The organism is Stenotrophomonas sp. MYb238 (assembly GCF_009496535.1).
GTDB lineage: Bacteria > Pseudomonadota > Gammaproteobacteria > Xanthomonadales > Xanthomonadaceae > Stenotrophomonas.
The window spans coordinates 34,589-58,892 of record NZ_WIDL01000007.1; the positions used below are offsets into that span (position 1 = coordinate 34,589).

The window sequence follows — 24,304 nt, forward strand, 5'->3', positions numbered from 1 at the left end:
GCATCACTGGCCGATGTGCTGCTTCAGCCAGGCGTTGACCGTGTCGTGCCACTGCACGCTGTTGTGCGGCTTGAGCACCCAGTGGTTCTCGTCCGGGAAATACAGCAGCTTCGATTCGATGCCCTTGCGCTGCAGCGCGGTGAAGGTGGCCAGGCCCTGTTCCACCGGGATGCGGAAGTCCTGCTGACCCTGCACCACCAGCATCGGCTTGCTCCAGTTGGCGACGTGGTTGACCGGGTTGAACTTCTCGTAGTTCTGCGGGACGTCGTACGGGGTGCCGCCCTGCTCCCACTCGGTGAACCACAGTTCCTCGGTGGCGTAGCCCATGGCGCGCTGATCGAACACGCCGTCGTGGTTGACCAGGCACTTCCACGGCTCGTTCCAGTTGCCGGCGATCCAGTTGACCATGAAACCGCCATAGCTGGCGCCCAGCGCGCAGGCCTTGCCGCCGTCGAGGAAGCCGTACTTCTGCTGCGCGGCGGCCCAGCCCTTCTGCAGGTCTTCCAGCGGGCGGTCGCCCCAGTGCTGGCTGATCGCGTCGGTGAAGGCCTGGCCGTAGCCGGTGGAGCCGTGGAAATCGATCATCACCACCGCATAGCCCTGGCCGGCGTAGGTCTGCGGGTTCCAGCGGTAGCTCCAGCCGTTGCCGAAGCTGCCCTGCGGGCCGCCATGGATCAGGAACGCGACCGGATACTTTTTGCCTTCCTGGTAGTCGTGCGGCTTGACCACGTAGCCGTGCACGGTTTCGTCGTTCCAGCCCTTGAACGAGAACTGCTCGAAGGCGCCGAATTTCACCTCCGGCAGCATTTCGCCCGCGCTGGGAGTGATCGCGCGCAATGTCGCCCCGACGTCATCGGCAGTGGCATAAATCACGTCACCGGACTTCAATGTATTTCGCGACAGCACCAGCGTCCGACCGACCATATCGAACGCCGAAACGCTGCCGTCTCCGACGATCTTGCGCGTTTCGCCGCTCTGGATCTCGATCGTGAACAACGGGTGTTCGCCCATGTCCTGCGCGGTGGTGTAGATCCTTTCGCCGTCATCCGAAAGCACGATGCCATCGGCGCTTCTATCCCAATCGGGCGCGATCTCGCGGACTTTGCCATTGTCCAAATCCAGCGCCATCAGGCCGAAGCGGTCGGCCTCGAAGCCCGGGCGCTTCATCGCGCGGTAGTACAGGGTCTTGCCGTCGGCGCTGAACACCGGGCCGGCGTCCCAGGCGGGATTGCCGGCGGTCAGGTTGACCGGTGCGGCCTTGCCGGCGGCGTCGAGCCGGTACAGGTCGAAGTTGGTCGACCACGGCTCCTGCCTGCCCTGCACGCGGATGCTGGCCACCACCGACTTGCCGTCGGGCGACCAGACGAAGTCGTCATTGCCGCCGAACGGCTTGGACGGCGCATCGCCAGCCAGGGTGGCGCTGATCGCCGAGGCGCCCTTCACCGCGGCGGCACCCGCCGCCGGCAGCGGCGCGACGAACAGGGTATTGCGGCGGCCGTCGGCCCAGGTGTCCCAGTGGCGCACGAACATGCCGTCGAACACGACGCCGCTGTTCTTCGCCGTCTCGCGCGCCTTCAACCGCGTCGCGGTGCAGGCCAGGTCCGAGCCGCAGTCCTGGAACGCGCCGGTGCTGAACAGCACGCGGTCGCCCTGCGGCGAGATGCGGTAGCTGTCCACGTCCAGCGCGAAATCGGTCAGCTGGCGCGGCGCGCCGCCGGCCACCGGCATCGCGTACAGCTGCTGGCTGCCGTTCTTGGCGCTGAGGAAATACACGGTGCGGCCATCGGCCGACAGCGCGGCCGAGTTGACGTTCCAGCCTTCCGGCGAGAGCTGCTTCGGCGGCGCCATGTCGCCGCTGCGCAGGTCGCCGATCCACAGGCTGCTGCTGGCCTTCAGGTCGGCGTCGACCACGCGCTTGGCGAAGACCACCTGCGCGCCGTCGGCGGTGAGCAGCGGCGCGGACACGCGGTCCAGCTTCACCATGTCGCGGACTTCGAAGCCGCGCGCGCTGGCCAGCGAGGGCAGCGCGGCGAGCAGGCACAACGGCAGCAGGGCGTGACGGAGCTTCATGGGATTCTCCCGGAACAAGGCAAACCACGGATGGTAGGCGGGGCCGGCTGCGCGGTGCAAAGGCTTGAAGTCATGCCCCGCCTGCCGCCCGCAAAGGCAAAGCCCCGCCGGAGCGGGGCTTTGCGCGTGGAACCGGAGGGGCGGGCCGGAATCAGCCCTGGTCCGGAGCGGCCTGTTCGCCCTTCTTCCCGACCCGGTACAGCAGCCAGCCGACCAGGAACAGCACCGCCAGGCCCACCCACTGCGCCGCGGCGCCCAGGCTGAACGGCAGCGCCAGCACGTCCGGGTTCTGGGTGATGACGATCGGCAGGGCGATGGCGATGCCCATCAGCGCCTCGCCGGTGATCAGGCCGGCGGAGAACAGCACGCCGGGACGATGCACGCGGTCCAGGCCGGCCTCGTCGTCGGGATGCACCTTGTGGAAGCGCGCGACCAGGTGGGCCAGCAGGCCGCCGAGGAAGATCGGCACCATCAGCTCCAGCGGCAGGTAGATGCCGATGGCCGCCGCCAGCACCGGCACGCGGAAGCGCTTGCCGGTCTTCTTCAGCCAGCCGTCGATGGCGATCACCACCGCGCCGATGACGCCGCCGATGATGATCATGGTCCAGGGCAGATCACCGCCGAACAGGCCCTTGGCCACCGAGGCCATCAGGTTGGCCTGCGGCGCCGGCAGGGTCTTGGAGCCGATGCCGTAGGCCTCCTGCAGCAGGTTCAGCACCGGCGCCATGATCAGCGCGCAGGAGAACGCGCCGATGCCCAGCATCAGCTGCTGCTTCCACGGCGTGGCGCCGACCAGGTAACCGGTCTTGAGGTCCTGCAGGTTGTCGCCGCCGACCGCGGCCGCGCAGCACACCACCGCGCCGATCATGATCGCCGCCACCGCGCCCAGCGGCGCGCCGCCGACCTGCACCTTGCCGCCCTCGCCCAGCAGCATCAGCAGCACCACCGAGGCGAACAGGATGGTGGCGATGGTGATGCCCGAAACCGGGTTGTTGGACGAGCCGACCAGGCCGGCCAGGTAGCCGGACACCGAGACGAACAGGAAGCCGGCCACGATCATGATGATCGTCATCGGCACGCTGACCAGCCACTGACCGACGATGGCCTGGTACAGGGCCAGCAGCGGCAGCACAAACAGCACCAGCGCCGCCAGCATCCACTTCATCGGCAGGTCGCGCTCGGTCTCGGCCAGCGGCATGGCGCCGGCGCTCTTGCGCGCGGCGGCGAAGCCGCTCCTGATGCCGGCCAGCAGCGACTTGCGCAGCGAGAACAGCGTCCACACCCCGCCCACCAGCATCGCGCCGACGCCGAGGAAGCGGATCTTGGACGACCAGATGGCGAAGGCCGCGTCGGCTGCCGGCGCGCCGGCGATGCCGGCGGCCAGCTGCGGGTCGCTGCCCAGGAACAGGCCGTGGTACAGCGGGATGGCGATGTGCCAGGACAGGATCGCGCCGGACAGCACCACGATGCCCACGTTCAGGCCGACGATGTAGCCCACGCCCAGCAGCGCCGGCGACAGCCCGGTGCCGAGGTAGCCGATCACCTTGTTGTTGGCGAAATAACCGGCGACCGCCCAGCTGTCGGGAATGAACTTCAGGCCGTTGGCGGCCGCCAGCTTGACCACGCCGCCGATGGCGGCGGAAATGCCGAGGATCTTCAGCCCCGGCCCTGGGTTCTCGCCGGCCTTGAGCACTTCGGCCGCGGCCTTGCCCTCGGGGAACGGCAGCGGGTCCTCGACGATCATCGAGCGCCGCAGCGGCACCGAGAACAGCACGCCCAGCAGGCCGCCGAGGCCGGCGATGCCCAGCACCCACCAGTATTTGAAGTCCGGCCAGTAGCCCATCAGGATCAGCGCCGGGATGGTGAAGATCACGCCCGCGGCGATCGACGAACCGGCCGAGGCGCCGGTCTGGACGATGTTGTTCTCCAGGATGGTGCCGCCGCCGAGCAGGCGCAGCACGCCCATCGAGACGACGGCCGCGGGAATGGCCGTGGCCACGGTCAGGCCCGCGAACAGGCCCAGGTAGGCGTTGGCGGCGGACAGCACCACCGCCAGCACGATGGCCAGGACCACCGCGCGGAAGGTGAGCTGCGGAGGTGCAGCATTGTTCATTGAAGGTTTCCCGCTGGCAAAAAACGCTGCAACGCTAACGTCCGCTTAACGGCAAGTCCAGTCATGTTGCAGCATGCGGCCGGCGGCGCGGGCAGACCCCGTAGGAGCGGCTTCAGCCGCGAAGGGGTTTTACCGGGAAAGCTCCATCGCGGCTGAAGCCGCTCCTACCGGGCGCCAGCCGGGTCGCTTTCCCCTGTCCAAGAGGGCACCACCATGATCATCGGCTTCACCCACACCCACGCCTACCCGGGCGCGAAGGCCAGCCTGCACGAGGCCGGGACGCTGGCCGCCGGCCCCTGCACGGTGGAGTTCAGCGACGGCACGCGGGTGCCGGCCGCCCTGCACCGCGCCGGCGAGAGCTGGGAACTGGACGTGGCGGCGTACCGCACCGCGCGCGGCACCGCCATCGCCGGCAAGCGCTGGCGGATGCGTGCCGAGGGCGACGGGCTGAAGGTGATCGCCCGCGCCGGGGACTGAACGCGCCACCGCGCTCCGTATACTGGCCGCCGCTCACAACCGGCGTCCCGATGCACGCGTCCACCGTTCCCGCGGCTTCCCCGTCCAGCGACTTCCTCGGCCACCCCAAGGGCGTCTACGTCTGCTTCTTCACCGAGATGTGGGAGCGCTTTTCCTTCTACGGGATGAAGGCGCTGCTGCTGCTCTACCTGACCAAGTACCACCTGTTCGGCGACAAGGCCGGGCTGGACCTGCTCGGCGCCTACGGCGGGCTGGTGTACTGCGTGCCGGTGTTCGGCGGCCTGCTCGCCGACCGCTGGCTGGGCATGCGCAAGGCGGTGGTGTTCGGCGGCATCCTGCTGGTGCTGGGCCACCTGGGCATGGCCTTCGAAGGCCACGCCGCGCACCGTGTCGGCGGCGAGGTGGTGCGCGACGACACCGCGCTGGGCGCGACCTACCTGTCGCTGGCGCTGATCGTCATGGGCGTGGGCTTCCTCAAGCCCAACATCTCCACCATCGTCGGACGGCTCTACCCGGAGAACGACCCGCGCCGCGATTCGGGCTTCTCGCTGTTCTACGCCGGCATCAACCTTGGCGCGCTGTTCGCCTCGCTGGTGTGCGGCTTCCTCGGCGAGGCCTACGGCTGGAAATACGGCTTCGGCGCCGCCGGCATCGGCATGCTGGTCGGCCTGGCGATGTTCCTGTGGGGCCAGAAATACCTGCAGGGCCACGCCGAACCGCCGCAGCCGGCGGCGCTGCGCGAGCGCGTGGCCGGACTGCCGCGCGAGTGGCTGATCTACGCCGTCGCCATCGCCGGCGTGCTGCCGGTGGCGGCGCTGATGTGGGCCGCGGCCAATGGCGCGTTCGCCCTGGGCGGCGAGATCAGCCTGGCGCTGATGCTGATGATCGTGGTGCTGGGCGGGGTGCTGCTGTGGTTCGCCTGGTTCACCGGCACCCGCTGCACGCCGGTGCAGCGCCAGCAGATGATCGCGCTGATGGCGCTGATCTTCATGGCGCTGGTGTTCTTCACGATGTACGAGCAGACCTACGGCTCGTGGGTCACCTTCACCGACCGCCTGCTGAGCAAGGACCTGGTGCCGTCGCTGGTGGTGCGCGAAGGCACGCCGCTGCCGTGGTCGATCGCCTCGCTGCTGCTGGCGCCGCTGGGTTTCGTGGTCGCCGCGCGCCTGTCCGAGTGCGATGCGGCCTCGAACGCGCCGCGCGTGCTGTTCGCCGTCATCGTCGCGGCGATGCTGGTGATGCTGGTGCGCGACTGCCTGGTGCTGCCGCAGACCGCCGGTTCGCTGACCTACCTGGGCGCGCTGTTCCTGGTGCTGCTGGCGCCGCTGTTCGCCGCGCTGTGGGCATGGCTGGACCGGCGCGGGCTGGATCCGTCCAAGCCGGTCAAATCCTCGTTCGGGCTGGTGTTCGGCGCGTTGTCGTTCGTGCCGCTGGCGCTGGCCGCGCAGCATGTCGGCGCCACCGGGCAGATGGCCAGCGTGTGGTGGCTGGTGCTGGCCTACCTGGTCCTGGAGATCGGCGAAATGTGCCTGTCGCCGGTGGGCCTGTCGGCCGTCACCCAGCTGGCCGCGCCGCGCGTGGTCAGCCTGATGATGGGCACCTGGTTCCTGGCCACCGCCTTCTCGGAAACGCTGGCCGCGCTGTTCGGCAAGCTCGCCGCCATCGACGTGCCCGAAGGCGAGGCGATGGACATCGTCCAGGCCGCCGCCCGCTATGAGCACCTGTTCTGGCTGCTGATGTGGATCGGCCTGGGCTGCGCCCTGATCGCCCTGCTCGCCTCGCCGCTGCTGAAGCGGATGATGCACGGGGTGCGCTGAGCCGCCGGCCAGCGGTGGAAACGACGACGGCGCCGGAAGGCGCCGTCGTTTTTCCGGCCATGCTTCGGATCAGAAATCGACGTCGAGGTTCACGTAGACCGCGCGGCCCTGGATGCCGTAGATGTTCTGGTAGAACGGGTACCAGGTCATGCTCGTGTCCTTCGGCCCGTAGCGGTCGAACAGGTTGGTCACGTCCACGCCCAGGCGCAGGTGGTCGGTGATCTTCTTCGACAGGCTGGCGTTCCACTGTACGTACGCCGGCAGGTGGGCGCTGGCCTGGTAGTTCACCCGCGCGCCGTTGCGGTAGCCGTACATGCTGGCCGACCAGTCGCCGCGGTTCCAGCCCAGCGTCCAGTTGGTGCGCGAGCGGAAGGCCAGCGGCTGGTCGCCGCAGCTGTAGGTCGCCGCGTAGGAGCAGCCCATGTAGTCCTGCCACGGGTCGCCGGCGGCGATCTGCACGTCGTAGCCCAGCGTGCGGCTGTAGCCGGCGTTCAGGCTGAAATCGCCGAACCTGTCCCAGCTCCAGGCGTACTTCAGGCTCGCGTCCACGCCCTTGGTGCGCACGCCGGCCTGGTTGATCGCGTCGAGGAAGTATTCGGTGACGCCGCCCGCCGCGTCGCGCTGCACATAGCTCAGGTAGATCGCGCATGCGCCGGAATTGGGGTCGACCGGGGTTCCGTCCACGCGCCGTCCCAGCAGGCAGCTTGCGTTCTCGCTCATCAGGGTCGCGGTGTCCAGGTACTGGCTCTTGCCCTTGAGCGTGATCTCCCAGTAGTCGGCGCTGAGCGACAGCCTGTCGGTGACGTCCCAGACGATGCCCAGGCCGTTGGAGGTGGCGGTCTCCTCGTGCAGGCGGCTGTTGTTGCCGCCTTCCACGTACCAGGCGCTCTCGTGGTGGTCGGTGGCGCACTGGGCCAGCCCGGCGGTGGTGGTCAGGTCCAGGCCGTCGACGCGGCACAGGTAGTAGTTGGTGATGTAGTCGTCGTAGTTGGTCACCGGCTCGCCGTACAGCCACATGATGTTCGGCGCCATGAAGCTGGTCTGGCGGCTGGCGCGCAGCAGCAGGTTGTCGAACGGCCGCCACTCCAGGCTGGCCTGCCAGGTGGTCGCATCGCCCACGTCGGAGATGTCGTCGTACTTGTCCCAGCGCCCGGCCACGTTCGCCACCAGCCGCTGCAGCAGCGGGATGCGGAACTCGACGCCGGCGCCGTAGCGGTCGCGCGGCCCGCCACCGGATACGCCGGTGTGGTTGAAGGTCTTGTCGGCGCCGGTGTAGGTGCTCAGGCTGCGCCGGTCCGGGCGCAGCTCGTACTTCGAGTGCGAGGCTTCGAACACCGAGGCCATCTCCACGTCGCCGGCCGGCAGCGCGAACAGCGCGCCACCGAGGACGAACTGCGCCTGCGCGGTCTGCGACAGGTTGCGGTTGCGGATGGTGTCCACCATCGACGCGTACTGCTGCGGCGTGATCGGCCCGAACAGCACCGCAGGATCGATGCGGTACAGCGGCGCGCCATCGACCTCGCCCAGCGCCTGGCCGAACAGGTAGCGGTGCACGCGGTCGGTGATCAGCTGCTTCCAGCTGCTCTTCATCTCGTCGCGCGACAGGCTGAGGCTGGCATCCCAGTCGAAACGGCTGCCCAGGGTGCCGCGCACGCCGGCGTTGGCGCTGATCGTGGTCTCGTCCCACACCCGCATCGGTGCGCCGCCGATGTCGTTGGGATCGAGCGCGCGCCAGTATTCGAACTGGCCGATCTCCACGTCATGCGCGTTGCCTGCGTTGTACAGGTACATGCTGGTGCGGTGCGCGGCCTCGCTGCGCGAGCGCTGCACCAGCAGCTGCCCGTAGGCCTCCACGGCGTCGTTGAAGCGGAAACTGCCCGACACGTAGGCCGAGGTCTTGTCGTACTTGTTGGCCAGCGTGTCGCCGTCGTAATAGTTGGCGTTGCCGCAGGCATAGGGCCGCTCGGCGCTGGCCGAGCCGTACATCGGGAAGTAGTTGCGGCCCATGGTGCGGCAGGTGCGTTCCAGCGCCGCCGCGGCCGAATCGGCATCGACGTCGCCGGCGTAAAGCAGCCGGCCGTCCTGGCCCAGCCAGTAGTAGTCGTTGTAGCCGGCGTCCATCAGCGCGCTATCCAGCCCGAAGGTGGGGCGGCTGGTTCCGGCGTTGCCCGGCGCGTTCATGCCGGTGCGGATGATGTTGCCGCGCTGCCAGGAGAAGATCGGCTCGCGGTTGAGCTGCTCGAACGCATAGGTGACGCTGCCGCGGTCCCAGGCCTTGCCGCCGCTGAACTGGAACTGCCCGGTATCGCCGCCACCGCGGGTCGTGGTGCCGCCGCGCACGCGCAGGTGGTCGCCTTCCCAGTTGTCGCGGGTGACGATGTTGACCACGCCGGCGACCGCGTCGGAGCCGTAGATCGCCGACGCGCCGCCGTTGAGCACTTCGATGCGCTCGACCACCACCGCCGGGATGCTGCCGACGCTGACGCCGGTGGAGGCGGCGCCGGAACTGGCCGCGTACTCGGTCATGCGCTTGCCGTTGAGCAGGATCAGCTGGTAGCCCACGCCCAGGCCGCGCAGGTTGAGGAACGCGGCGTCGGGTTGCGAGGAACTGGCATTGAATTCGCCACCGACGACATCGCCGTTGAACTGGGTGAGGGTCTGCAGGGTTTCGGCCACGGTGCTGTAGCCCTGCTTGCGGATGTCCTCGCTGGTGATCACCACCACCGGCGACGGGCCTTCGACCTCGGCGCGCTTGATGCGCGAGCCGGTGACCTCGACCTTGTCCAGGGTGCGCGCGGCAGCGCCGCCGTCGCCATCCTCGCGCGTCGCGGCCTGTCCTGCCTCCTGCGCATGCGCGGCATCGGCCGCCGTTGCCACGAGCGCAGCCGCCAGGGCCATGAGGAGAGCCGCGCCCAGGCGGCTGCGCTGCGGTTGCTGGTGGCGAAGGCACGTCATGGTTCGTCTCCCCGGTTGCTCGGCATGGATCGGCTGGATGGCACTGCGGCGATGGCGATATGTGGCGAAGGACGGCCCTGTCCTTTTCCGGGCGCGGCGACGGCCGTCGGCGGTGCGCGGGGCAACGCCGGGCGTGATGCCGTACCCGGAAGCGTTCCGGTCGCGTGGCGGCCCTGCGGGCGCGCTTTCCCGGAACATGCCATCGATCCTAGGCGCGGCCGGACCCGCCACGCATCGGGAAAAACCCCGATTCTTCGTGCGTGCGGGCGGCTTTTTCCGGCGCCGTTCCGTCACATCGGAAACGATGGAAAACAGCTTGAAAAAAGCATCTTCAAACCGCTTTCATGCACGCGCGGATGCGCTATGGTTGCCGCGGCCGGCGTGCATCGCAGAGTCACGCGATTCGTCCATGACACCCTGCGCGTCGCGCCTGCGGATCGCTCCGCACATGCAGGCGCCGCGATGCGCGCCAGTCACCGCCTTTCCGAACAGACCGGGGAAAAGATGAAGATCCAGGCACCTCGCACGGCCGTTCTTGCGCTCGCGCTGTTTTCCATGGGCGAGGCGCATGCGCAGCCCGCCGCTCCAATGTCCATCGCCCACCATGGCTGCAGCGCGTCGGCGGCAGCGGAGACGGGCGATGCGCGCGCCTGCCGCGAAGCGTTCGATGCGGCGATGCGCGCGAACGGCATTCCCGGCGCACAGCTGATCCACACCCGCGCGGGAGTCTCCGAAGCGTATTGCCATGGCGTACTGAAGAACGGCGCGGCGGCGAAGGTCGGCGACGACACCGTTTTCCAGGCCGCTTCGCTGTCCAAGGTCGTCGCCGCCTATATCGCGCTGCGCCTGATGGACGAAGGAAAACTCGATCTCGACACGCCGCTGTGGGACTACTGGCATTCGCAGAGGACGAAGGACAACCCGCTGGCGCGCAGGATCACCGCTCGCATGGCGCTCAACCACACCAGCGGGCTGCGCAACTGGCAGATATCGCCATCGGACCCGGCAATCGACCGCACGCCGCTGGAAAGCAGATTCGCGCCCGGCGAGCACTACGCTTATTCCGGCGAAGGCTTCTACCTGCTGCAGCGCACGCTCGAACACATCACCGGGTCAAGCTGGAACGCGCTGGCCGCGCGCGAGGTGTTCTCGCGGTTCGACATGCCCAGCAGCAGTTACCTCACCGACCCCGCCTTCGACGTGCGCAACGCGTCAGGCCACGGCAAGGACGGCACGCCCGAAGCGGACCGGGTGTTCGCGTGGGAGAACACCGCATGGACGCTGGTCACCAATGCCCACGACTACGACAACTTCATCCAGGGCGCGCTGTACCGCGGCGAAGGACTGACGCCGGCCACGCACGCGCTGATGTCCGCGCCTTCCAGCGATGCCGACGACCCGGCCTCGCCCAGCCCGGCCGATCCGTTCATCGCCTGGGGCCTGGGCGTCGGCCTGCAGGAGGCCGACGGCCGGCGGCTGGTCTGGCACTGGGGCGACAACCCCGGCTTCAAGGCCTTCTTCATGCTCGATCCGGCCAGCGGCGAGAGCCTGGTGCTGTTCACCAACAGCGAGAACGGGCCGGCCGCCTACAAGCAGGTGCTGCGCATGTTCATGGGCCCGGGCAGCTACCCGGCGGTCGACTGGTCCAGTGCGCAGGACTGAAGCCGCCGGCGAAAGGCCGGTCGCGGAGACGCCGCAACCGGCCCGGTCGTTGCGATCAGGTCGCGCTCAGCCCCATACCGCCGGTTCCGGCATCGCCATGCGTCCGCGCAGGTAGACGATGCCGCCTGGCCAGTCCTCGGCCTGCAGCCAGGGGCCGTCCAGGTCGCAGACCTCGCACAGCTGCGCCAGCACCATGCCCGGCGCGACCGACACCGAGCCGCCGAGCATGCAGCCCACCATCAGCCGGAAGCCCGCCGCGCGCGCCGCCGCGGCCAGTTCCAACGCAGCGGTCAGGCCGCCGGTCTTGTCCAGCTTGATGTTGACGTACTGGTAGCACCCGACCAGCCCGGGAAGATCGTCCAAGGTAGACAGCGCTTCGTCGGCGCAGACCGGAATCGCGCCGTCGTAGCCGCGCAGGCCCTCGCTCTGCGCTACCGGCACCGGCTGTTCGAGCAGGTCCACGCCGTGGGGCCGCAGGGCCGGCGCGTACGCCCGCAGTTCGTCCACGCTCCACGACTGGTTGGCATCGACGATCAGCCGCGCCCGCGGCGCGCCGCGACGCACCGCGGCCACCGCATCCAGCGGCGAGCCCGTGCCCACCTTCACCTTGAGCCACGGGTAATCGGCATGCGCGCGCGCGGTGGCTTCGTAGGCGGCGATGTCGCGGATGCCGATGGTCACCGCGCTGTCGACCGGCTGCCATTGGCGGATGCCGGCAAGCGTCCACGCCGGCACGCCGCTGCGCCGGGCCTCCAGGTCCCACAGCGCCGCGTCCAGCGCATGCCGCGCACCGCCGGCCGGCAGCAGCCGCAGCAGGTCACGGCGGTCGCAGCCCTGCTCCATTTCCATGCGCACCTGCTCGATCTGCGCGAGCATGCTTTCCGGCGTCTCGCCCTGGTAGGCGATGCCGCCGGCCTCGCCACGGCCGACCAGGCCATCTTCGTGCAGCTCGACGATGACCACGCGCGCCTCGCTGCGCACGCCGCGGGCGATGGCGAACGGTTCCCTCAGTTTCCAGGCATGCGGCCTGGCGTGCAGCGTGCGCGCCATGGCCGCCTCAACCCATGATCGAGGCGACCACCTGGTCCAGGCGGCTGCGCATCGGATCGAAGGCGGGCACGCCCAGTTCGCGCCCGGCGCGTTCCAGCGCTTCCTGCGCGGCGGCATCGTCCATCGCCGAGGTATTCAGGCTCACCCCCACCAGGCGCGCGCCGGGATTGGTCAGGCGCGCCGCCTGCAGGTACAGGTCGCGCGCCACCGCCAGGCCCGGCACCGGGTAATCCGGCCAGCTGACCAGGTGCGTGCGCAGCGGGTCGTGGCACAGGACCAGGCCGTCGGCCTGCGAGCCGTGCAGCAGGCCGAGGGTGACGCCGGCGTAGGCCGGATGGAACAGCGAGCCCTGGCCTTCGATCAGGTCCCAGTGCCCGGGCGCCGCATCGGGCGAGATGCACTCGGCCGCGCCGGCGATGAAATCGGCGATCACCGCGTCAACGGCGATGCCGGCGCCGGCGATCATGATCCCGGTCTGGCCGGTGGCGCGGAAATCGGCGTCCACGCCCTGCCCGCGCATCGCCCGCGCCAGCGCCAGCGCGGTGTATTTCTTGCCCAGCGCGCAGTCGGTGCCGACCATGGCCACGCGCTTGCCGCTGCGCCGCTTGCCGGTGGCGCGCGGCAGGTTGTCCGGCGGACGGCGCACGTCCACCAGCCGCGCGCCCGAACGCGTCGCCGCCGACGCGAGGCCGGGCACCGATTCCAGCGGCGTGTGCAGGCCGCTGACGATGTCCAGGCCGGCTTCGACCGCGGCGATCAGCAACGGACTCCAGTGTGCGGGAATGCGTCCGCCGACCGGAGTGACGCCGATCACCAGCGAACGCGCGCCAGCGGCGGCCGCGGCGGCGGGGTCCATCTCCGGCAGGCCCAGGTCGATGCTGCCGCCGGGCAGCCGCGTCTGGCCGATGCAGTCCGGTGCGCTCCAGTCGCGCAGGCCGAAGGCGGTCTTGGCCTTCAGCGGGTTGGTCTCCTCGCCCAGGAACAACAGGTAGGGCATGCGCAGGACCAGCCTGCCGGCCGCTGCGCTCATGGCCTCGCCTCCGGTCCCATCTGCCGCTGTTCTTTCGCATGTCGCATGGCTGCCCTCACCTTTGCCCGAGCCGGTCTGAACCGAAGTCATTCGACCATACCGTGCATCGCCCGCGAATCGGGAAAAACCCGGATATCGGCGGCCCGCGCCGGCAACGGCCGGCGGCATGCCGGTCATCGCCCGCGCTACTTGCCAGTACGCGGGGTCGCTGCTACATAACGGCGAACGCGGGTCGTCGCCTGCATGCCGTCCATCGCGATGTCCGCCGCTTCCGGGAGATGCCCATGTTGATGCTCGATGCCACCTGCGCATCCGCCGCGTCGGACGGCCTGGCCGTCGAACGCGCGGCCGTGGTCAAGGCGCTGGACATGGCATCGCTGTGGCAGGCCTGCGCGGCGCTGATCAACAAGGCCCTGCCCTGCCACTCGTGCAGCCTGCTGTTCGACATCGACGGCTACCAGCCGCTGCAGGGCCGCCATCACCTGGCCGACGGCGGCGACGACGGCAGCCGCCTGGTCACCAGCCTCGAGGTGGCGGCGCCCTACCTGGACGCGAACCCGCGGATCCGCTGGTATACGTTCTCGCAGATCGCCTCGCAGGACGCGCACGCGCCGGAACGGCTCAAGGCGCAGAACCCCACGCCGGGCTGGCGTGAGTTCATCCACCTGGCGTTCTGGGAGGGCACGCGCCTGGAAGCGGTGCTGAGCATCCGCATCCTCACCGCGCACGCCGAGCTGTCCGACGCCGAACTGGCCTTCCTGGCCGACCTGTATCCCCTGCTGGACGCCAGCCTGCAACGCGTGCGCATGCTCGAATCCGACCGCCTGCGGCACAAGGCCGTGGAAGACCTGCTATATGAGCTGCCGCTGGCGGCGGTGCTGGTGGACCAGACCCTGGCGCCGTCCTACATGTCGCGCGAAGCCAAGCGCCTGTGCCGGCGCTGGAGCGCCGATGCAGAGCGCAGCGGGCGGCTGCCGCACGCGATCGAGGCGCCGTTGCGCCGCTGGATGGCCGATGCGGCCGGCGCGGCCCCGTCTCCCGGCAACCGCGCCACCTTCGCCATCGCGCACCCGCAGCGCCCGGGCGAAACGTTGCGGGTGGAGATCAGCTCGGCGCCGGGCAATTCGTTCCGCCATGCGCAGCACCTGCTGATCCTCGTGCCCGACGGCGAGGCGCAGGACGCGGCCGACGCCCTCCCGGCACGCGCCCTGCCGCTGCTCCAGTGCCTCTCGCCCAGCGAACGCAAGGTCGCCGGGCTGGTCGCGTCCGGACTGCGCAATGACGCCATCGCCGAACGCCTGTGCCGTTCGCGCAAGACCATCGAATCCCAGATCAGCTCGATCTTCCGCAAGTTGAACGTGGCCAACCGCACGCAGCTGGCGCGGCTGCTGAACTGAGCGCATGAGGCGCGCGGACGTTCGCCTCACTCCTGCGGAACGAACAGGAAGTAGTCGTAGGCCGCGCGCGCGACCTGCGCGATCATCCGGTCCCGGGCCTGGTCGCTGGCGCCGGAGACGAGGTACACCGCCACGACCACCTCGCCCCTGCCGCCCGGCAACACGATCACCCCCACGTCGTTGATCACCTCGTCGACCGTGCCGGTCTTGTGCGCGACCGGCGTGGCGTCGGGCAGCATGCCCTTGAGCCGTGCCTGCCCGGTGCGGCAGTCCAGCAGGATCGCCTTGAGCACGGCGGTGGTATCCGGGCGCAATGCCCTGCCCTCCCAGATGCGCCGCAGCAGCGCGGCCATGCCCGCCGGCGTGCTGGTGTCGCGCGGGTCCGCGTTGTACAGGCGGGTGAAGCGCCGTTGTTCCTCGACGCTCCTGACGGTCGCGTCGAGGGCGGCATAGCCGGCGTGGCTGATCGGCCTGTCGGCCGACACCTCGAGCTCGCCCATGGAGTGCGCGAGCATCTCCCAGATGTAGCGGTCGACGCGGATGCCGTCGATGCCCAGCGCGCGCATGCGTGCGTCCACCGCGGCCGGGCCGCCGCCGAGGCGGATCAGGATGTCGGTGGCGTTGTTGTCGCTGACGGCCAGCATCATGTGCAGCAGGTCGCGCACGGTGATGGCCGAACCCGCGGTCAGATGGGTATCCATCGGCCCGCCCATCGCCGGGTAGATGTCGGACGCCTGCAGCACGACCTGCTGGCGCAGGTCGAGCCGGCCCTCGTCGACCACGGCGAGGATGTGCACCGCCACCGGGACCTTGACCGTGCTGGCCATCGGGAAACCGGCATCGCCGTTCACCTGCGCGTGGCGGCCACTGCGCAGGTCCAGCACGTAGGCGCCGACCTTTCCATCAAACGGCGCGACGAGGCGCTCCAGTTCCCGCTGCAGGCCACCGGCCTCCACCGACGTGGACGCGGCGGAGGCTGGCGCCACGCATGCCGGCAGCAGTGCGAAGGCGAACAGGACGGCTGCCCACGGGAACCGGCGGAAGGGCGGCAAGGCGGCGATCAACACGTGCATGGTTTCTCCATCGGCCGGGGCGACCGCGGTAACGGCGGCATCGCCGCGCCCCTGCGATGCGCCGCGGCCGCGTACATCGGGGGTGTCAGGGCGACGCCGGTACCGCGACCTTCGCGCGCCGCACCGCCTCCAGCACCGGCTCCAGCGGCAACGCCGCCGCGGTGCCGCGGTGTCCCTGCACGGTATGGGCGCGGAACAGCGAATTGACGATGGCTTCCTCGGTCGCCTCGGCGGCGGCCTGGAACAGCGGCGACATCGCCTCGCCGGCGACACTGCGCGCCGGCTGCGCCGCCACCTCCGGATCGCGCCGGTTTCCCTTCGCGGTGGAGAAGGCGATGACGTAATCGCCCGAGCCGTTGGACATCACCGAACCGGTACGCGCCAGCCCCACCAGCGCCCGCTTCGCCAGCCGCTGCAGCTGCGCCGCGTCAAGCGGGGCATCGGTGGCCACCACCATCATGATGCTGCCGTCGCCGGTACTCGGCGGCGGTACCGCCAGGCTGCGCGCGTAGGCCGCCGGCTCCGGCAGCGCCTTCCAGACCGGCACGCCGGCGATGGTGAGTTCGCCGCCGAAATTGCTCTGCACCAGCACCCCGACCGTGTAGCCGCCATCGGCCGCGGGCAGGTGCCGCGAACTGGTGCCGATGCCGCCCTTCCAGCCGAAGGCGACCGTGCCCGCGCCGGCACCGACATCGCCTTCCTCGACCTCGGCATAGGACGGCGTGGTCAGGGCGCGCTCCACCAGCGCCGGCGTCAGCGGACGCGCGCGGATGTCGCTGAGATAGCCGTCGTTGGTCTCGCCGACCACCGGATTGATCGAACGCACCTGCTCCATGCCCGACTGGCGCAGCAGCCAGTCCACCGTCGCGTCGGCGACCTTCCAGGTGCTCAGCGTCCCGGTCAGCAGGATCGGCGTTTCCAGTTCGCCCAGTTCCTGCACCTGGGTGATGCCGGCCAGCTTGCCGTAGCCGTTGCCGACGACGATCGCGGCCGGCACCCGCTGCCGGTACAGGTTGCCGGCATGCGGCAGGATCGCGGTGACGCCCGTATGCAGGCGCGTGCCCTCGCGCAGCGTGGCATGGCCGACGCCAACCCCGGCCACGTCGGTGATCGCATTGCGCGGCCCGGTCGGCAGCGTGCCGATCACCACGCCGGCCTCGCGCGCGCGCGGCCGCTGCTCGGCCGCGACCGTGGCCGACGCCGCGCCACCGGCAACCAGGGCGAACAGCAGGATGGACCAGCGCTTCATCATTCGACGACCTCCAGCAGGGCACGGGACATGGCGGCAAGGTACAGGAAGCTCTTCCCGCCCCACAGCGCGATACGGGCCCGGCGCGCCGGCCCCATCGCCTGCGATGCTGCCGCGGATGCGTTGCCGGCGCATCGGGAGAAATCCCCATTCCTGCCTCGGTGATCAACGCAAAAACAAAGAGCCCCGAAGAATCGGGGCTCCTGGACGTCGAGACTGAAGGCGCTGTCCGTCAGAACGGGATGTCGTCGTCGGCGAAGTCGTCCATCGGCGGCGCGGCCGGCTGCTGGGCGGGCGCCTGGCGCTGCGGGCGCTGGCCGTAGCCGCCGCCCTGGTCCTGGTTGCCGTAGCCGCCGCCACCGCCCTGCGGGCGCGGTGCCGACTGGCGCTGCGGGCGCTCGCCGCCGCCGTAACCGCCACCACCGCCGCCACCCTCGCCACGGCCGCCGAGCATCTGCATCTCGTTGGCGACGATGTCGGTGGTGTACTTCTCCACGCCGTCCTGGCCGGTGAACTTGTCGTAGCGGATCTCGCCTTCCACGTAGACCTGCGAGCCCTTGCGCAGGTACTCGCCGGCGATCTCGCCGAGCTTGCCGAAGAATACCACGCGGTGCCATTCGGTGCGCTCCTGGTTGTTGCCGTCGCGGTCCTTGCGCACGCTGGTGGTGGCCAGGCTGATGCGGGTCACGGCCATGCCGCTCTGGGTGTACTTCACGTCCGGATCGTTGCCGAGGTTGCCGACCAGGATGACTTTGTTGATGCCGCGGGCCATGGGATTCGCTCTTTGCGTTGTGTGCCGGGAATGCGCCGGCTCCGCTGCGGACCGGCGCCCGTGGTCCCCGGCGCAGGCGCCAGAGGACGGGACGGGAGATAGTAGCATCGCCCTCCGCGATGCCCGCTGCCCGCCTTCAACCCGCGTCGTGCGCCGACAGGCTGGCGAGGTAATCCCTCACGTCGGCCGGCCATTGCCGGAGGCGCTCGGCGAAGCCGGCCGCGTCGCCGGCAAACAGGGCGCGGCTGGCCTCCTCGAAGCCCGGCAGGTCGCCGGCCAGCGCCAGCATCGCCCGGTACTGCGCCTCGCGGCGCTGGCGCAGGTCGCCGGCCCCGCCATCGCGCCGGCGCGCCTCCTCCACCAGCCTGCGCAGGGCCGACGAGGCCCCACCGGGCTGCGCCGCCAGCCATTCCCAGTGGCGCGGCAACAGGGTCACCTCGCGCGCCACCACGCCCAGCCGCTGCAGCACCTGCGCGGCATCGCCGCGCAGGTCCAGGTCCAGGCTCTGCCCGGTGCGGTCGTCCAGCAACAGCAGGGGACGCCCGTCCGCGGCCACGCCCGCGCGCACGGCGGCTTCCCGTACCACCTCCCGCAGTTCGCCGCGGGCCAGCAGGCGGCTGCCATCGAACAGGGCGTGGGGCGCCTTCAGGGGATCGTTCATGCATCGGCTCCATATTTGACCCGGGTAATATTGCCATCATATTTTTACCCGGGCAATATGTAACTTTCCTTTCAGGACCGTCTTCCCATGGACAAGCATCAACGCCGGCAGCAGATCGCCGACTACAAGCGCCGCGCGATCCGCAGCGGCATCTACCGCGTGCGCTGCACCGCCAGCGGCGAGAGTTGGGCCGGGCCGGCCAGCGACCTGTCCACCATCGGCAACCGGCTGTGGTTCACCCTGCGCCTGGGCAACCACCCGCACCGGCAACTGCAGCAGGCCTGGAACCTGCACGGCGCCGATGCGTTCGAGTGCCACGACGCGCGCGTGCTGGAGCACGACCCGGAGCTGCACGACTTCGAGCGCGCGCGCCTGCTGCAGGACGCACTGGCCGAGGTGTGCCGGCAGACCGGCGCCACGCCGCTGCGCTGACCCCACGGGCCGGCGCCCTCGCTGCCGCCGCGTGGCATGATGGCCGGCACCTTCACGCTGCCGGTCATGATGGTCATCAAGGGCAAAGCCACGTCACTGGACATCGCGCACATGGCCGGCGTTTCGCAGCCGACGGTGTCGCGCGCGCTGCGCGGCAGCCCGATGGTCAACGCCGAAACCCGCAAGCGCATCCTCGAGATCGCGCGGCAGCTGAACTACAAGGTCGACAAGAACGCCTCCAGCCTGCGCTGCCAGCAGTCCGGCACGCTGGCGCTGCTGTTCTTCGAGGACCCGACCCCGGACGACTCGCTGATCAACCCGTTCTTCCACTCGATGCTCGGCTCGATCACCCGCGCCTGCGCGCTGAAGGGCTACGACCTGCTGGTGTCGTTCCAGCAGCTGTCCAGCGACTGGCATGCCGATTTCGAGGACAGCAACAAGGCCGATGGGCTGATCCTGCTGGGCTACGGCGACTACCTCGAGGCCGAGCAGCGGCTGCAGCGGCTGGTCGAACAGGGCACCCACTTCGTGCGCTGGGGCGCGGCGCTGCCCGGCCAACCGGGGGTGTCGATCGGCTGCGACAACTTCCAGGGCGGGTTCGACATCACCACCCACCTGCTCGAGCAGGGACGGCGGCGGATCGCCTTCCTCGGCCACGCCTCGGAGCATTACCCCGAATTCCTGGAACGCTACCGCGGCCACGCGCAGGCGCTGCGCCAGGCCGGGATCGAGCCCGTCACGGCACTGCAGGCCGATGCCATCACCACCGAGCAATCCGGCCACGAGGCGGCCAACGCGTTGCTGCAGCGCGCCGGGCAGTTCGATGCGGTGTTCGCGGCCAGCGACCTGATCGCCATCGGCGCGATGCGGGCCTTGCGCGAGCATGGCCTGCGCATCCCGCAGGACGTGGCGGTGGCCGGCTTCGACGACATCCCCATCGCCGGCTCGGCGGTGCCGCCGCTGTCCACGGTGCAGCAGGACACCAAGCTGGCCGGGGCGATGCTGGTGGACAGCCTGATCGCGCTGATCCACGGCCAGCCGGCAGAGAGCCACAGCATTCCGGTCCGGCTGGCCATCCGCGGCTCCTCGGTCGCGGCCTGACCCCGGGCCGGCAACGGCGGCATGGCGCCCTCAAACGGGAATGATTACCATCTACGCGCCATGACGGGCGGCTTCCGCGCCCGCCGACCCCATTCCCAGAGAAACCCCATGCACGCCCTTCCCCGCTCCCTGCGCCGGCCCACCCGCGGCCCCGGCCACCGCCTTGCCGTCGCCGTCCATCTGGCCCTGCTGGCCGCCCCGGGCCTGGCCCTGGCCCAGCAGGACGCCCGCACCCTGGACGCGGTGCAGGTCACCGCGCCCATTCCCAAGGCCACCGGCACCGCGACCAAGACCGCCACGCCGCTGGTCGAGGTGCCGCAGTCGATCTCGATCGTGACCGCACGCGACATCCAGGACCGCGGCCAGCACGGCGTCGAAGAAGCGGTGTGGTACACCGCCGGCACCCAGGGCGGCGGCTACGGGCCGGACACCCGCAGCGACTGGCTGCTGGTGCGCGGCTTCACCCCGGCGCGCTACCTCGACGGGCTGGCGCTGCCGGAAGGTACCTGGACCGGCGCCACCCGCGTCGAGCCGTACGGGCTGGAGCGCATCGAAGTGCTGAAGGGGCCGGCCTCGGTCAACTACGGTGCGATGCCGCCCGGCGGCCTGCTCAACTACGTCAGCAAGCGCCCGCGCGAAGACATGCTGCGCGAGGTCGAGGTGCAGGTCGGCAGCGACAACCTGAAGCAGGCCGCGTTCGACCTGGGCGGCAAGCTCAACGATGAAGGCACGCTGCTGTACCGCCTCACCGGCCTGGCGCGCAACAGCGACACCTTCGTCGATCAGATCCACGACGACCGCTACTACTTCGCCCCGGCGCTGACCTGGAAGCCGGACGAGGCCAACGAGCTGACCGTGCTGGCGCGCTGGCAGAAGGCCGACACCAAGGCCGGTGCCGGCTTCCTGCCGCCGGAAGGCACGCTGCTGCCCAACCCCAACGGCAGGATTTCGCCCAGCCTCTACACCGGCGAGCCGAACTCCAACGACTACGTCAAGACCGTCGCCTCGCTGGGCTACGAGTTCAGCCACGACTTCGGCGGCGGCACCTCGTTCCGGCAGAGCGCGCGCGTGGTCGATGCCACGCTGGAGCCAAACGTGGTGGTCGGCACCTTCGGCCTGCAGGCCGACAAGCGCACGCTGACCCGCTACCTGTTCTCCACCCGCGAGGACGAGAAGACCTTCGGCATCGACAACAACCTGCAATGGCGCTTCGACGCCGGCCGCGCCGAGCACGTGCTGCTGGCCGGCCTGGACTACCGCCGCTCCAACCGCGACTACGCCTCTGACTTCGCCTTCACCGCCACCTCGCTGGATGCTTACGCACCTGTGTACGGCAGCATGCCAAATCTGCGGCCGGCGTTCACCAGCTTCACCGACCAGCGGCAGTCGCAGCTGGGCCTGTACATGCAGGACCAGATCAAGCTGGACCGCTGGGTGTTCACCCTCGGCGGACGCCAGGACTGGGTCGGCACCGACACCAATGGCGCGCACCAGAGCGACGACAAGCTGTCCGGCCGTGTCGGCGTCAACTACGTGTTCGACAACGGCTTCGCGCCGTACGTGAGCTGGTCGCAGTCGTTCCAGGCCGCGGTCGGCAGCGAGCACCCGGACCGCGGCGGCCGCGCCTTCGACCCGACCACCGGCGAGCAGGTCGAGGCCGGCATCAAGTACCAGCCGGCCAACGGCAATGTGCTGGTCACGCTGGCCGCCTACGAGATCACCCAGAACAACGTGCTGGTGGTTGATCCCGACCACACCCTGTATTCGATCCAGCAGGGCGAGGTCCGCTCGCGCGGCGTCGAGCTGGAAGGCCGCTGGAACATCGCCCGCAACTTCAGCGTGCACGGTGCCTACGCCTACATCGACTCGGAAGTGACCCGCACCACCGACGCGGCCACGCTGGGCCGGGAAATCCCGCTGCAGCCCAAACACACCGCCTCGCTGGGCGGCGACTACACCGTCACCGCCGGCGCGCTGGCCGGGCTGGGCTTTGGGCTGGGCGTGCGCTACGTCGGCGCGCACTACGGCGACAGCGCCAACCTGTGGCGCACGCCGTCCTACACCCTGTTCGACGCCGCGGTGCACTACGACCTCGGCAACTGGCGCTTGCAGCTGAACGCGCAGAACCTGGCCGACAAGGAATATGTCAGCACCTGCGATTCGGCGTTCTGGTGCTACTACGGTTACCCGCGTTCGATCACCGCCAGCGCGCGTTACCAGTGGTGAGCCACGAGCGCACCGCATGAGTCCGTTCCTGCCCGGCCTGTTCGGCACGGCCGCGTCGCTGCTTTCGGCGGCGCTGCTGTACGCCGGCTCGCGCCACTGCCGCTGGTCGTTGCCGCTCCCACTGCACAGGGCCGGCACCGGCCTCGGCCTGCTGGTCGCCGCAGCGGCACTGGCGCTGTGGATCGGCGCGCTCGGCGTCGGTGCCGGGCTGTGCGTGATGCTGGCCAGTTGGTCGCTGGCGGCCATCGCCCTGCCGGCGCTGGCCGTGCTGGGCGGTGCGCCGGCCCGCCTGCCGGAAGGGAAAGGCTGATGTGGGCGCGGGCGCTGGCCGGGATCGTCGCCGGCTTTTTCCTCGCCGCCGCGCTGACCGGGCTGGGCTGCTGGCTGGCCCCCGGCCCGTGGCAGCAGGCACTGGTGCCTTCGCTGGTCGCCTTCATCCCGCTGTGGATAGCCGCGGCCACGGCTGCGTTTGCGTTCGGCAATGGGCGTCGCGCCTGGGCCGGGTTGGGGCTGGCGGCCGTGACCGGTTTCGCGCTGCTGTGGCTGCTGCGCGGCAGCGGGCTGGCACAGTGAGCACACTCCGATGAAGTTCAGTTCGCAGACGCTGCGCACCTTCACCACGCTGCACACTTGGGTCGGGCTGGTGGCCGGGCTGGCGCTGTTCGTGGCGTTCTACGCCGGCGCGATCACCGTGTTCCACCACGACCTGCCGGCGTGGCAGGGCACGCAGGCCGATGCCGCGCCGCAATCGCTGGACGATGCGCAGCACCTGCTCGACGGCGTGCTCGCGCGTCATCCCGAAGCGCGCAACCACCTCGGCATGACCTTCCCCGGCGCGGAAATGCCGCAGGCGCTGGCCTACTGGCAGGACGCCGGCGGTGGCTGGCGCTACGCCTGGAGCGGCCAGCTCGAAGGCAGCCCGACGCCACCGCAGGCCGGACTGGCCGAACTGGTCAACGAACTGCACTACTCGCTGGGCCTGCCGGTAGCCGGTATCCAGCTGATGGGGCTGGTCAGCCTGCTGTACGGCGTGGCGATCCTGTCCGGGCTGGTGATCCACCTGCCGCGCCTGTTCAAGGACCTGTTCGCGCTGCGGCCGGGCCGCAACACCAAACAGCTGTGGCAGGACGCGCACAACCTCGTCGGCGTACTCAGCCTGCCGTTCCACCTGCTGTTCGCCGTCACCGGCGCGCTGCTGTGCCTGCTGTCGCTGCAACTGGCCGTGCTCAACCCTTTGGTGTTCGACAACCGGCTGATGCAGGCATTGCCGGCCGCGCTGGACACGGCCCCGGTACGCGCCGGCACCGGCACCCCGGCCATCTCCGGTTCGCTGGCGATGTGGCACCAACGCGCGGCCGAGGCAGCCGCCGAACAGGGCATCGCCTCCTTCGAGCCGGCCTACCTGAAACTGGCCAATGCCGGGGACACCAACGCTATCGTCGAAATCACCGGAGAATCGCCGCGCGCGCTGGGGCCGCTGGGCGCGGTGGCGCTGGACGCCAACACCGGGGACGTGCTCGCCAGCCAGTTGCCGGGCCGGCGCGACGCCAACCACGCCACGCTCACTGCCGCCTATGCCCTGCACTTCGGCGAATACGGCAACGCGCTGGTGCCGTGGCTGTATTTCCTGCTCGGTCTGGGCGGCAGCTTCCTGTTCTATTCGGGCAACCTGCTGTGGATCGAGTCGCGGCGCAAGCGCCGGCAGGTCCAGCAGGGACGCGCGCAGGTGAACATGGCGCTGGCCACGGTCGGCGTGTGCATCGGCCTGTGCGTGGCGGTGTCGGCAGCGTTCGTTGCTGCGCAGGTGTTGAAGACCTATGCGCCGGAACTGGCCGACCGCGGCACGCGCTGGGCCTGCTTCCTGGTCTGGGGCGGCTGCGTGTTGTGGGCGGCACTGCGCACGCCTGCGCAGGCTGCGCGCGAACTGCTGTGGCTCGCGGCGGCGGTCACTGCACTGGTGCCGCTCGGCCACGGGCTGATGACCGGGCGCTGGCTATGGGCTACCGCCGCATCCGGCCAGTGGGCATTGTTCTGGGTGGATGGCGTGGCCCTGGCGATGGCGCTGGGCTTTGCCGCGCTGGCGCGGGCCACCGCGCGACGGGCGCACATGGGCGATCCGCATAGCGTCTGGGCCGACCGGGTGAGGCCGGGCTGAGACCGCACCACGTCGGTCCGCTTCCGGTCCGCCTGCCCGGAGTTTTTTTCCGGGAGCGCGGATT

At 69.8% G+C, this 24,304-nt stretch carries 19 protein-coding genes; 10 read left to right on the forward strand and 9 right to left on the reverse strand.

The annotated features are described in order from the left end of the window. Window positions 1-3: 3 nt before the first annotated feature. Both CQ393_RS06540 and CQ393_RS06545 read right to left on the reverse strand, forming a co-directional pair. A complete protein-coding gene (locus tag CQ393_RS06540; protein WP_153190757.1) occupies window positions 4-2,070 on the reverse strand; it encodes a S9 family peptidase in 2,067 nt (688 codons plus the stop codon). A 151-nt stretch (window positions 2,071-2,221) separates the two neighbouring features. Then, window positions 2,222-4,183, reverse strand: a complete 1,962-nt coding sequence (locus CQ393_RS06545; RefSeq protein ID WP_153190758.1) for an oligopeptide transporter, OPT family — start codon at window positions 4,181-4,183, stop codon at window positions 2,222-2,224. A 213-nt stretch (window positions 4,184-4,396) separates the two neighbouring features. Between CQ393_RS06545 and CQ393_RS06550 the strand changes: the two genes are divergently transcribed. Together CQ393_RS06550 and CQ393_RS06555 are read left to right on the forward strand one after the other, a co-directional pair. Next, the gene (locus CQ393_RS06550; RefSeq protein WP_153190759.1) at window positions 4,397-4,660 is read left to right on the forward strand and encodes a hypothetical protein; all 264 of its coding nucleotides are present in this window, start codon (window positions 4,397-4,399) and stop codon (window positions 4,658-4,660) included. Between the two features lie 50 nt (window positions 4,661-4,710). Beyond that, on the forward strand, window positions 4,711-6,477 hold the full coding sequence (locus tag CQ393_RS06555; RefSeq protein ID WP_153190760.1) for an oligopeptide:H+ symporter: 1,767 nt from the start codon (window positions 4,711-4,713) through the stop codon (window positions 6,475-6,477). Between the two features lie 69 nt (window positions 6,478-6,546). On the opposite strand, the gene CQ393_RS06560 is transcribed toward CQ393_RS06555, so the two are convergent. Beyond that, on the reverse strand, window positions 6,547-9,375 hold the full coding sequence (locus CQ393_RS06560) for a TonB-dependent receptor (RefSeq protein WP_194269598.1): 2,829 nt from the start codon (window positions 9,373-9,375) through the stop codon (window positions 6,547-6,549). On the opposite strand from CQ393_RS06560, the gene CQ393_RS06565 reads away from it, so the two are divergent. Next, window positions 9,328-11,094 carry a serine hydrolase domain-containing protein gene (locus tag CQ393_RS06565; protein WP_153190762.1) on the forward strand — a complete coding sequence of 589 codons (1,767 nt, stop codon included), beginning with the start codon at window positions 9,328-9,330 and terminating at the stop codon, window positions 11,092-11,094. The genes CQ393_RS06560 and CQ393_RS06565 overlap by 48 nt on opposite strands. A gap of 66 nt (window positions 11,095-11,160) precedes the next feature. On the opposite strand, the gene dgcA is transcribed toward CQ393_RS06565, so the two are convergent. Both dgcA and CQ393_RS06575 read right to left on the reverse strand, forming a co-directional pair. Next, window positions 11,161-12,144: an N-acetyl-D-Glu racemase DgcA gene (gene dgcA / locus CQ393_RS06570; RefSeq protein WP_153190763.1), complete on the reverse strand. Its 984-nt coding sequence runs from the start codon at window positions 12,142-12,144 to the stop codon at window positions 11,161-11,163. Window positions 12,145-12,151: 7 nt separating this feature from the next. Next, on the reverse strand, window positions 12,152-13,174 hold the full coding sequence (locus CQ393_RS06575; RefSeq protein WP_194269599.1) for a DUF1611 domain-containing protein: 1,023 nt from the start codon (window positions 13,172-13,174) through the stop codon (window positions 12,152-12,154). Window positions 13,175-13,458: 284 nt separating this feature from the next. Between CQ393_RS06575 and CQ393_RS18180 the strand changes: the two genes are divergently transcribed. Next, the gene (locus CQ393_RS18180; protein ID WP_228114326.1) at window positions 13,459-14,571 is read left to right on the forward strand and encodes a helix-turn-helix transcriptional regulator; all 1,113 of its coding nucleotides are present in this window, start codon (window positions 13,459-13,461) and stop codon (window positions 14,569-14,571) included. Between the two features lie 26 nt (window positions 14,572-14,597). On the opposite strand, the gene bla is transcribed toward CQ393_RS18180, so the two are convergent. The 4 genes from bla to CQ393_RS06600 form a co-directional block, all read right to left on the reverse strand. Next, entirely contained in the window at window positions 14,598-15,644 is a 1,047-nt protein-coding gene (gene bla, locus CQ393_RS06585) for a class A beta-lactamase (RefSeq protein WP_153190764.1), read from the reverse strand. Between the two features lie 85 nt (window positions 15,645-15,729). Beyond that, window positions 15,730-16,893: a P1 family peptidase gene (locus CQ393_RS06590; protein WP_153190765.1), complete on the reverse strand. Its 1,164-nt coding sequence runs from the start codon at window positions 16,891-16,893 to the stop codon at window positions 15,730-15,732. Window positions 16,894-17,125: 232 nt separating this feature from the next. After that, window positions 17,126-17,665 (reverse strand): single-stranded DNA-binding protein, encoded by a 540-nt coding sequence (locus CQ393_RS06595; protein ID WP_153190766.1) that lies wholly within the window; start codon window positions 17,663-17,665, stop codon window positions 17,126-17,128. Window positions 17,666-17,801: 136 nt separating this feature from the next. Beyond that, entirely contained in the window at window positions 17,802-18,326 is a 525-nt protein-coding gene (locus CQ393_RS06600) for a DUF2239 family protein (RefSeq protein WP_153190767.1), read from the reverse strand. 87 nt (window positions 18,327-18,413) lie between these two features. Here CQ393_RS06600 and CQ393_RS06605 point away from each other — a divergent pair, with 87 nt between their 5' ends. The 6 genes from CQ393_RS06605 to CQ393_RS06630 all read left to right on the forward strand — a co-directional run bounded on the left by CQ393_RS06605 (window position 18,414) and on the right by CQ393_RS06630 (window position 24,240). Further along, entirely contained in the window at window positions 18,414-18,758 is a 345-nt protein-coding gene (locus tag CQ393_RS06605) for a GIY-YIG nuclease family protein (RefSeq protein ID WP_153190768.1), read from the forward strand. 69 nt (window positions 18,759-18,827) lie between these two features. Continuing rightward, complete coding sequence (locus CQ393_RS06610; protein WP_153190846.1) at window positions 18,828-19,859, forward strand: LacI family DNA-binding transcriptional regulator; 1,032 nt, start codon at window positions 18,828-18,830, stop codon at window positions 19,857-19,859. 108 nt (window positions 19,860-19,967) lie between these two features. Beyond that, entirely contained in the window at window positions 19,968-22,085 is a 2,118-nt protein-coding gene (locus CQ393_RS06615; RefSeq protein WP_153190769.1) for a TonB-dependent siderophore receptor, read from the forward strand. Window positions 22,086-22,101: 16 nt separating this feature from the next. Beyond that, a complete protein-coding gene (locus CQ393_RS06620; protein ID WP_153190770.1) occupies window positions 22,102-22,395 on the forward strand; it encodes a hypothetical protein in 294 nt (97 codons plus the stop codon). Next, a complete protein-coding gene (locus CQ393_RS06625; protein WP_153190771.1) occupies window positions 22,395-22,658 on the forward strand; it encodes a hypothetical protein in 264 nt (87 codons plus the stop codon). The genes CQ393_RS06620 and CQ393_RS06625 overlap by 1 nt, the downstream gene beginning before the upstream one ends. 10 nt (window positions 22,659-22,668) lie before the next feature. Then, window positions 22,669-24,240: a PepSY-associated TM helix domain-containing protein gene (locus CQ393_RS06630; RefSeq protein ID WP_153190772.1), complete on the forward strand. Its 1,572-nt coding sequence runs from the start codon at window positions 22,669-22,671 to the stop codon at window positions 24,238-24,240. Window positions 24,241-24,304 lie beyond the last annotated feature (64 nt).